Here is an 8,516-nt window from a genome sequence, read left to right as displayed (position 1 = left end):
CGGAGCTTGCGGAGTCGAAGCATCTCCCATATGATAGGAGACCCTTCGCTTCACTCAGGGTGACGGTTACCATTGACAGAAATGTACGTCACTCTGACGAAGGAAAGCCTGCCCCGATCCTTTCGGGGAGTCTCCCAAAATATTGGAGATGCTTTACTACGTTCAGCATGACGCGTAATTTTGTCATTACCCTTTCTGTACTTTTTCCAAAATGTTAAAATCTCAGCATGACGTGTAATTTTGTCACTACCTTTTCCGAACATTTTCCTAAATGTTAAAATCTCAGGGTTACTTTTCATAATACTGACTTAAGACTCAATGATCGTCCTCAAAATCAGGGGCAGGAAGGTTAAGCACTTCATAAACATTTCTTAGATGCTCATACGTCTCCGCCAGAACGATTAAGGTGTCATTGGCCAAAATTTTGGTGGCACCATTAGGGGTAAGGTAATTTTTATCCCTTTTGATCATGGCAATGATGGCATTTTGGGGAAAACCCAGGTCCAGGATTTTTTCACCCACTATATGGTTTTCTTTGGGAACATGGATTTCCACCATGGCTGTTTTGGGTGTTTCTTTAAGGAAGCTGTCCAAGGGAGAAACAGGTTTGACTTTTTCAGGCAAGGCTACCTTAAACCAAGCAGCAACCTTAGAGAGGGTAGTGCCTTGTATCAATACAGATGTGACAGATATGAAAAACACCACGTTAAAAATTATGGGGGCTTTTTCAATGCCAGCTATTAGGGGATAGGTCGCAAATACAATGGGGACTGCACCTCTTAATCCAACCCAGGAAATATAGCTTCTTCTTCGGTTTTTCATTTTGAAGGGCAACAAGGAAAGGAAAACACCCAGTGGTCTGGAAACAAAAATAAGGAATAGAGAAGCTGCGAGCCCTAAACCTGCCAATGGAATGACATCACTTGGATTAACCAGGAGGCCTAAGGTCAAGAAAAGCACAATCTGCATCAGCCAGGCCATTCCGTCATAGATTTTCAGAATGGTTTTTTTATGGATAAAATCATGGTTCCCCAAATACACAGCACATAGGTAAACAGCCAAAAAACCATTTCCTCCTAAAATATCTGTGAAAGAAAAGGTGGTAAACATCATGGAAATCACCAAAACTGGATACAAGCCATCAAACCCTAGATTGATCCGGTTGATGGTCTGCCTTGACAACCAACCAAAGGCAAGTCCGAGAAGGGCACCAACACTCATTTGCTGTACAAACAAAAGAATCAGGGAGGTAAAAGAAGTTTCTGGTTGCATTACAAGGCCTAAAAAGGCTAAGGTCAACACATAAGCCATTGGATCATTACTTCCACTTTCCAATTCCAATACAGACCTGAGTTTATATTTCAGCGCCAGGCTTTTGGATCTTAATATGGAAAATACGGCCGCGGCATCTGTAGAAGAGACGATTGCCCCCAAGAGCAGTGCCTCGTACACTGAAAAATCTGAAATCTGCCAGAAAAAAAGCCCTAAAGACACAGCGGTAATCAATACTCCAACTGTTGATAATGAAATGCCCTGCCATAAGACAGGTTTGATGGACTTCCAACTGGTGTCCAGGCCACCGGAAAACAAAATAAAGTTCAGGGATACGATACCGATGAATTGGGCGATGGAGGGGTTATCAAATTCTATACCTACACCATCTGTACCCGCCAGCATACCAATCCCAAGAAATAGTATAAGCGTGGGGACCCCAAACCTATAGGAAGTTTTTCCCGCTAGAATACTTAAAAACAATAAAATAGAGCCAATAAAAAGGATATTTTCTGAAGTCAAACTCATGGCTAAAACAAATTGAACATTGAAATGGCGCCCCGTCAGTGAAATAAATTGTCAGAATAATGGGATATTCATTCAAACCTAAGGCCCTAAAATTAATTCAATTTTCAACAATCTTTGTAATTTTTAAATCAACCTCATAATTTTAGTCAAACAAAAATAACCATGGAGCAACTTTTGAAAATTTATGTGATGGTAGACTTTTCTGATTACACAGAAAGTACCTTGAAAATGGTAAAAACCTGGGTTGCTGGAAAGAAAGCTGAAATTAAAGTTTTACATCAACTGGATTTTCATCTGCCCACCCTGGCCAATCACGACCTCAGATTGAAGTTGCTGTATGATCATAAAAGGAAATTGCTCAACCAATGGTTGAAGCTCAACAAGGAAATTTTTGGCTCTTCAGATGCCGTTTCTTTGGAAATTTTGGAAGAGCCGATTTTGGAATATCTTAAAAAAATTGATGAGGACGCCATGATTTTCATGGGACTTAAAGGGGGAGGGATACTGAAACAGATTTTTTTAGGAAGCATGGTGTCTGAAGTGATTGAAAGGCTTAACCATATAACGGTAGCAGTTCCCAAAACCTTCAAAAAAGAAGATGCTTTTGATAAGTTAGTAGTTACAGCTCATCCTAAATTTGGTTTTAATGAAGAAGTTTTTGGAAGGCTGATGACATGTCTCCCAACATCCGTGAGATCCATACATTGGGTTAGTATTGCCAGAGAGGGGGACGATGAAGATACTTTGTATGATTATTTGAGAATGCTTTCCATCATGCATACCCTTGACTTGAAGAACGAAATTAGTGTATTCATTGGCGCTGATGTGTTCTCCAAAGTAAAAAGTTTCTTCAACGAAAATGGCAATCAGATGTTGCTCATCCAGAAAGGAGGAAGAACCTTTCAGGACAAGATTTTCAGAAAGTTTCTGGTCAACGAATTGGTTTTTGACGGCTCTATTCCCTTGATCGTTTTACCCCTTAAATAACATTTCTTAAATGGAAAACAGCTCATTAGGTTGCTGATCTTTCCATTTCAGATCAAATAGCCTTCATGCAGCAGGTTGTTCAGGTAGATCATCCCTATACATTCCCCCATTTTATCTACTGGAGCAGACTGGATTTTAGCCCTAAGCATCAATCTGGGAATGTAGCGAAGGTTCATGTCATGTGGGATGGAAATGGCCGGTTTGGTCATGATTTCAAAAACGTTGACCTCTTTGGGATCTAAATTTAGGTTGTAAACTTTTTTGATTACATCTGAAACAGTCATTATACCTAAGGCATCGTTTTGATTTCTTTTTTTGACCATCAGGGCATTGACATTTTCTTTTCTAATCAGGTCAACAGCCTCTTTTACAGTATCCATTCCATCTATAAATACCAATTTAAGGGACATGACATCTTCAGCGGTTTTTTTAATCTTTTCCATAGCTTTAGCACAATTTATTTATAAATATTTACTTCTGGCCTGTTCTTTAAATTTTTCCATTTGACTTTCCAGACCTGCTACTTTTTCCACATTGAGGACAAAGGCAATGCCCATTCCGGGTTCATTGAGATCACCTGCATTTTGGATAGCTTCAATAATACTTTCAACTGTGTGTTGTTCTACCAAAAACATCAATATTTCTGTTTGATCCTGCAGTTCAAGACCAAAAAAGGACTTGGACTTGGAAGAACCACTTCCTCTAGCGGAAATAATGACATCGCCTGTAGCACCTGCCTTTCTTGCGGCATCGAGCACTTTCTCTGTGATAGTAGGCCTCACCAAGGCCATGATGATTTTAAATTTCATAAGCTTATTTTTTCTTTTTATTCAATAATTCCATGATTTGAGCATAGGCCAATACCGTGATAATAGGGAAAAGACTTGCAAATGCAATCAGACCAAATCCATCTATAGCCGGATTCCTACCTGGGACTACACCTGAAAGTCCCAATCCCAAAGCAGCTACAATTGGAACTGTAACTGTGGAAGTTGTCACCCCGCCTGAATCATAAGCCAATGCAATTATTTTTTTTGGGGCAAAAATCGTTTGGATAATAACAATAATGTATCCAACAAGAATATATAGATACAAAGGAGTACCTGTAACAATCCTAAAAGTACCAAGTGCTAAGGCCAAAGCAACACCTACTGCGACTACAATCCTTAATCCCCATTTTTTGATGGTTCCGCCGGATACTTCATTGGCTTTGATAGCTACTGCTATCAAAGATGGTTCCGCAATGGTGGTGGCAAATCCAATCATTGCAGCAAACAAATAAATCCAGTAATAAGCTAACCAACTCTCAGGATTATGATAGTGTTTTTTTATGAATTCTGGATTAGATAATTGTTCAGCCATTAAATTTCCTACAGGAAATAAGGCCCTTTCAAGCCCTAGCAAAAATAATGTAAGACCAACTATAACTAAAATACTACCCAATATTACTTTTTTTAAATTTGGTATTGGTTTTTTTAAAACAAAAATTTGAAAACCAACAATTAGGATTATAATGGGAGCCACATCTTTCATTGTTGCGCCAAAAGAATAAAAGAACCCTTGTAAGATATTTTCCATTATAGTCCAAAAATTACAATTCCATAAAGCATAGAAAAAATCATTGGAAATAGAGATGCAAAAGCAATCAATCCAAATCCATCCAATAATGGATTTCGACCTTTAATTACAGAAGCAAGTCCTACGCCCAAAGCCGTGACTAAAGGCACAGTAATGGTCGAGGTGGTAACACCGCCTAAATCATAAGCAAGTCCAATGATTTCATTTGGGGCTACGATGGTAATTAGCATGACAATAACATATCCTCCAATTATTAGATAATAAAGAGGCCAGCCTTTTAAGATTCTAAGCACTCCCAATAATATGGCAAAACCCACCGAAAAGGCCACGGATATCCTTAATCCTAATGCATAGGAAGACTTAGCTGATTCTGAAGACCCTATGAGTTCACTTTCAGCAGAGATTCTTGCAGCTTCCTGAGCCACTGCAATCAAAGCGGGTTCAGCAATTGTAGTCGAAAATCCTAAAGCAAATGAAAAAAAAAGTAGCCAAAACAGACTTCCTTTCTTAGCCAAAGCATAAGCCATTGACTCACCAATGGGAAACAACCCCATCTCCAAACCTTCAATAAATAGCATTAGGCCTAATAAGACCAAAGTACTACCAAAAAGGATTTCATAAAACTGCGGGAAGGGTTGTTGTAAAATGACTAATTGAAAAAATGAAATGACCAATAAAATGGGTAAGAGGTCTAAAAAGGCACTCATTAATTTTTTAGAAGAATAAACGATTAACTTTGTTATCCTAGAAAAAAAAGCCATAAAACAAGAATCAAGTTTTTTTGAATATATAGTTAAAGCTACTTAAAAAGAACTTAAATGTAAAAAAACCTTTTTTTAATAGCTAAAGACTCATTTCGCTATTAAAAAGAATTTAACTAAATTAAACGAGTGATGGATTTTATTCAAGTAGACACCTACGACCTGATTTTGTTATTTTTGGGAGTTGCCATTTTAATTGCCTCATTATTTCCTAGGTTCCTGACCAAGCACGTGGTTACAGCTCCTATTGTATACTTACTATTAGCGATAATAGTATTCATGTTTTTTGAGGATAATCCTTTACCGGGCTTTACCAAGGATCCTTATTGGGGAAAAAGATTGACAGAAATGGGGGTTATCATTTCACTGACCTCGGCAGGGCTGAAGTTGCGTAATCCATTTTCCTGGAGAACCTGGCAATATTCTTTTCGCTTATTGATTATCACGATGCCTTTGACCATCATCGCTGTTTTTTTCTTGGGATGGATAGGGCTTGGGTTTGCTCCGGCTACAGCGATGCTTCTCGGTGCAGTAATAGCCCCAACAGACCCTGTTTTGGCTTCTGATGTACAGACCAGTTCGCCCAGTAAAAAAGACAACTCACATACCCGATTGGCTTTGACAACGGAAGCGGGCTTAAATGATGGGCTGGCATTTCCTTTTACCAATTTGGCCATAGCCATGGCACTCCTTGGCGCCCATCCTTCCAATTGGTTCTGGGATTGGCTATGGATGGACTTCTTCTATAAAATTATTGCAGGGACGCTTATTGGTTGGACATCCGGTTGGCTTTTGTACAAAACAATTCCACTTTTCCCCAAACCTAAATCCAAAAAACTGGCAGCAAGTATAGGAATTCTTTCTTTGAGTCTTACCCTAATTCCTTATGGTCTGGCGGAAATAGCCAGCAGTTATGGCTTTATCTCGGTATTTGTGGCGGCCTGCGTTTTTAGAAATCAAGAGAAATCAGGTAAGTACCTGGAGACTTTACATGATTTTTCAGAAGAAATGGAGAAAATACTGATTGTGGTTTTATTTTCTTTGGTAGGGATTTATTTAAGCCACGAATTTATAGATGATTTTCAATGGTATATGGTGCCCACTGCTTTTTTGGTGGTGATGCTAATCCGACCCATATCCGGTTATTTGGCTTTGATCCAAACACCCTTGCCCCAGAAAAAACGTTGGATAATAGCCTTTTTCGGTATAAGGGGAATTGGATCCTTGTATTATGTATTGTATGCTTTTAACCAAGCTGATTTTGAGCAACAGGCAGAACTATTTGCGTTGCTTTTGGTGATCATTGTTTTCTCCCTATTAATTCATGGACTTTCAGCCAAACCTGTTTTTGATTGGCTACTGAAAAAAAATAATTAGGCCCTGCTGAAAAACAGCTATGTAAATCATTACATAAAAAGTAATTTTTATAGATCAGCGTGCAAGTTTTTTAATCAAGATATGTTAAAACCTTTGCACCAAAGTATCAATATTTGATAATTATAGCTTAGCCTCAGGTACACCATCTTCTTTGTTGGTTTCAGCTCAAGGTATAAAAATACATCTTTGCATTGCCGCCTAGAATATGTTGCACCTGAGACTTTTTTAGCAGATCCTAAACACTCTCCAAAAAATGAGTTGGAGAGTGTTTGAATCAAATCAGTTCAAGGTATATTCTACTACGATTTCAGTATCCAATAATTTGGAAATGGGACAGTTCTCTTCTGCGTCTTTGACCAATTCAGCAAATTTTTCCTCACTGATACCAACCACTTGGGCTTTCAGAATCAATTTGGATTGTTTGATCGTACCGTCTTCAAAAGTAATGACACACTGTACATCCAATTCTTGTGGTGGAAAATCTGCCCCACTCAAATTGAAACTGAGTTTCATCGCAAAGCAGCCTGCATGGGCCGCTGCAATCAATTCCTCTGGATTTGTGCCTTTCCCATCTTCAAAACGGGAACTAAATGAATATTGGGTTTTGTCCAGTACGCCGGTTTCGGTAGTCAAATGGCCTTTACCTTCTTTTCCTGAACCTTGCCATACGGCAGTTGCTTTTCTTTTCATATCAATTTGTAGTTATGGTTTCCATAAAATAATGCATTGCGTATTGTATTTGTTCCTTTTTTTAAAAATAAGATTTAAATTCATCGGATGGAAGACTTTGGGACATTAAATATTTACCATCTTTCTGATGAAGATATGGAAAAAGCCATTGCGTTGATGGAAAAAGTGTTTACCATAGAACAAGGAATACCCAGAGATTACCTACCAGTAAAAAATGAGATCCAAAAGAGTTGGGGTATTAGGAAAAACAACAGGCTACTCGCCTTGGCCATTGCATGGTGGGATGGGGAAATCTGGCATTGGGGAAGGTATGCTGTAGATCCTGACTACAGAGGAAAAGGGATTGGCAGGCAGTTGGCAGGTCATAGTATTAAAGCGCTATTTGAAGAAGATGCTGAAGAGATTCATATTGAAGCAAGGGATATAACCGTAAACTTACTTAGTAAAATGGGGGCAAGGATAGTAGGGGAGAGCTTTGATTTTTATGGCAGGGTGACACCCATGAGGTTATCGGCAAAAGATTTTAAGTCATAAAAAAAGCCATTCTTTTTAGAATGGCTTTTTTTATGACTTCATTTATTTATTAATTCAAGAATTCATCAAAGGTAAGGGAAACAAAGTACATGGTTCCGACAGTAGGGTTACCCCAAGCCTGACGGAAGCCTGAACTGTTGAACAAGTTCTGACCACCCAATTTTACAATGGACTTGATGCTTTTCACTTTATAGCTTACCTGGGCATCTAAGGTGCTAAAGGCTGGCATGACAGAAAGCTGTTGGGCATTCACTCCAGGAGCAACAAAGGAAGATTGCCAAACAAACTCATCCTGCCATCTCCATGCAATGGCGAAACCGATGTTTTTGTTGTTGATGTTTCTGTTGGCAAATGTAAGGTTGGTTCTGTACTCCGGTGTATTGAAGGAAGGGATGAATCCTACTTCCGCTAACTCATCCAAATTCGCCAACTTATTGAAGGACACATTACCTCCAATAGTGTAGTTTTTAGGCAATTGGTAGTCTGCCCCTAAAGCCCAACCATAGGATCTAATTACTTCCTGTCTATTGACCGGCATGGAGAAAACATTTCTGGTATTGGCACTCAAAAGATTTAAGCCCAAAGCGGAAGCGGGATTTTGTGGATCAAAATTTGCGTCCTGAACCAGTATTTGACCACCAATGAAGTTTTCAAATCTGTTATAGTAATAATATCCATCAATTAGCAATTTGTTATTCGCAATCAAACTTTTATAACCGATTTCATATGACCTTACAATTTCAGGCTGGAACCTCGTAAATTCATAAGGAGTCCTTAAGTTTTGGTTTT

At 38.8% G+C, this 8,516-nt stretch carries 10 protein-coding genes and 1 pseudogene; 4 read left to right on the top strand and 7 right to left on the bottom strand.

What is annotated here, in order from left to right; translation table 11 throughout:
* Positions 1–218 (top strand): hypothetical protein (locus tag QZT73_RS05270; protein WP_291787001.1); only part of this gene is annotated, 218 nt, incomplete at its 5' end.
* A 97-nt stretch (positions 219–315) separates the two neighbouring features.
* On the opposite strand, the gene QZT73_RS05265 is transcribed toward QZT73_RS05270, so the two are convergent.
* Complete coding sequence (locus QZT73_RS05265; RefSeq protein ID WP_291786999.1) at positions 316–1,800, bottom strand: potassium/proton antiporter; 1,485 nt, start codon at positions 1,798–1,800, stop codon at positions 316–318.
* 162 nt (positions 1,801–1,962) lie between these two features.
* Here QZT73_RS05265 and QZT73_RS05260 point away from each other — a divergent pair, with 162 nt between their 5' ends.
* A complete protein-coding gene (locus QZT73_RS05260) occupies positions 1,963–2,787 on the top strand; it encodes a universal stress protein (RefSeq protein ID WP_291779211.1) in 825 nt (274 codons plus the stop codon).
* Positions 2,788–2,834: 47 nt separating this feature from the next.
* Here QZT73_RS05260 and QZT73_RS05255 read toward each other — a convergent pair whose 3' ends face one another.
* Genes QZT73_RS05255 through QZT73_RS05240 form a run of 4 tightly spaced genes read right to left on the bottom strand, consistent with a single transcriptional unit; the run spans position 2,835 to position 5,072 of the window.
* Positions 2,835–3,230, bottom strand: coding sequence for a CBS domain-containing protein (locus QZT73_RS05255; RefSeq protein ID WP_291786996.1), 396 nt, complete (start codon positions 3,228–3,230; stop codon positions 2,835–2,837).
* 18 nt (positions 3,231–3,248) lie between these two features.
* On the bottom strand, positions 3,249–3,596 hold the full coding sequence (locus tag QZT73_RS05250; RefSeq protein ID WP_291779205.1) for a P-II family nitrogen regulator: 348 nt from the start codon (positions 3,594–3,596) through the stop codon (positions 3,249–3,251).
* A 4-nt stretch (positions 3,597–3,600) separates the two neighbouring features.
* A complete protein-coding gene (locus tag QZT73_RS05245; RefSeq protein ID WP_291787004.1) occupies positions 3,601–4,320 on the bottom strand; it encodes a DUF1538 domain-containing protein in 720 nt (239 codons plus the stop codon).
* A gap of 44 nt (positions 4,321–4,364) precedes the next feature.
* On the bottom strand, positions 4,365–5,072 hold the full coding sequence (locus QZT73_RS05240) for a DUF1538 domain-containing protein (protein ID WP_291786994.1): 708 nt from the start codon (positions 5,070–5,072) through the stop codon (positions 4,365–4,367).
* A 186-nt stretch (positions 5,073–5,258) separates the two neighbouring features.
* On the opposite strand from QZT73_RS05240, the gene QZT73_RS05235 reads away from it, so the two are divergent.
* Positions 5,259–6,503 carry a cation:proton antiporter gene (locus QZT73_RS05235; protein ID WP_291786991.1) on the top strand — a complete coding sequence of 415 codons (1,245 nt, stop codon included), beginning with the start codon at positions 5,259–5,261 and terminating at the stop codon, positions 6,501–6,503.
* 279 nt (positions 6,504–6,782) lie between these two features.
* On the opposite strand, the gene QZT73_RS05230 is transcribed toward QZT73_RS05235, so the two are convergent.
* On the bottom strand, positions 6,783–7,193 hold the full coding sequence (locus QZT73_RS05230) for an OsmC family protein (RefSeq protein WP_291783791.1): 411 nt from the start codon (positions 7,191–7,193) through the stop codon (positions 6,783–6,785).
* Positions 7,194–7,280: 87 nt separating this feature from the next.
* On the opposite strand from QZT73_RS05230, the gene QZT73_RS05225 reads away from it, so the two are divergent.
* Positions 7,281–7,727, top strand: coding sequence for a GNAT family N-acetyltransferase (locus QZT73_RS05225; protein WP_291786987.1), 447 nt, complete (start codon positions 7,281–7,283; stop codon positions 7,725–7,727).
* Positions 7,728–7,776: 49 nt separating this feature from the next.
* Here the strand turns inward: QZT73_RS05225 and QZT73_RS05220 are convergent.
* Positions 7,777–8,516, bottom strand: a pseudogene (locus tag QZT73_RS05220) (TonB-dependent receptor); the annotation flags it as partial.

Origin of the sequence: Cecembia sp., assembly GCF_007126775.1 — a bacterium.
Lineage (GTDB): Bacteria > Bacteroidota > Bacteroidia > Cytophagales > Cyclobacteriaceae > Cecembia.
Note: the sequence above shows the minus strand (reverse complement) of the source record. Positions and strands in the feature narration are given on the sequence as shown.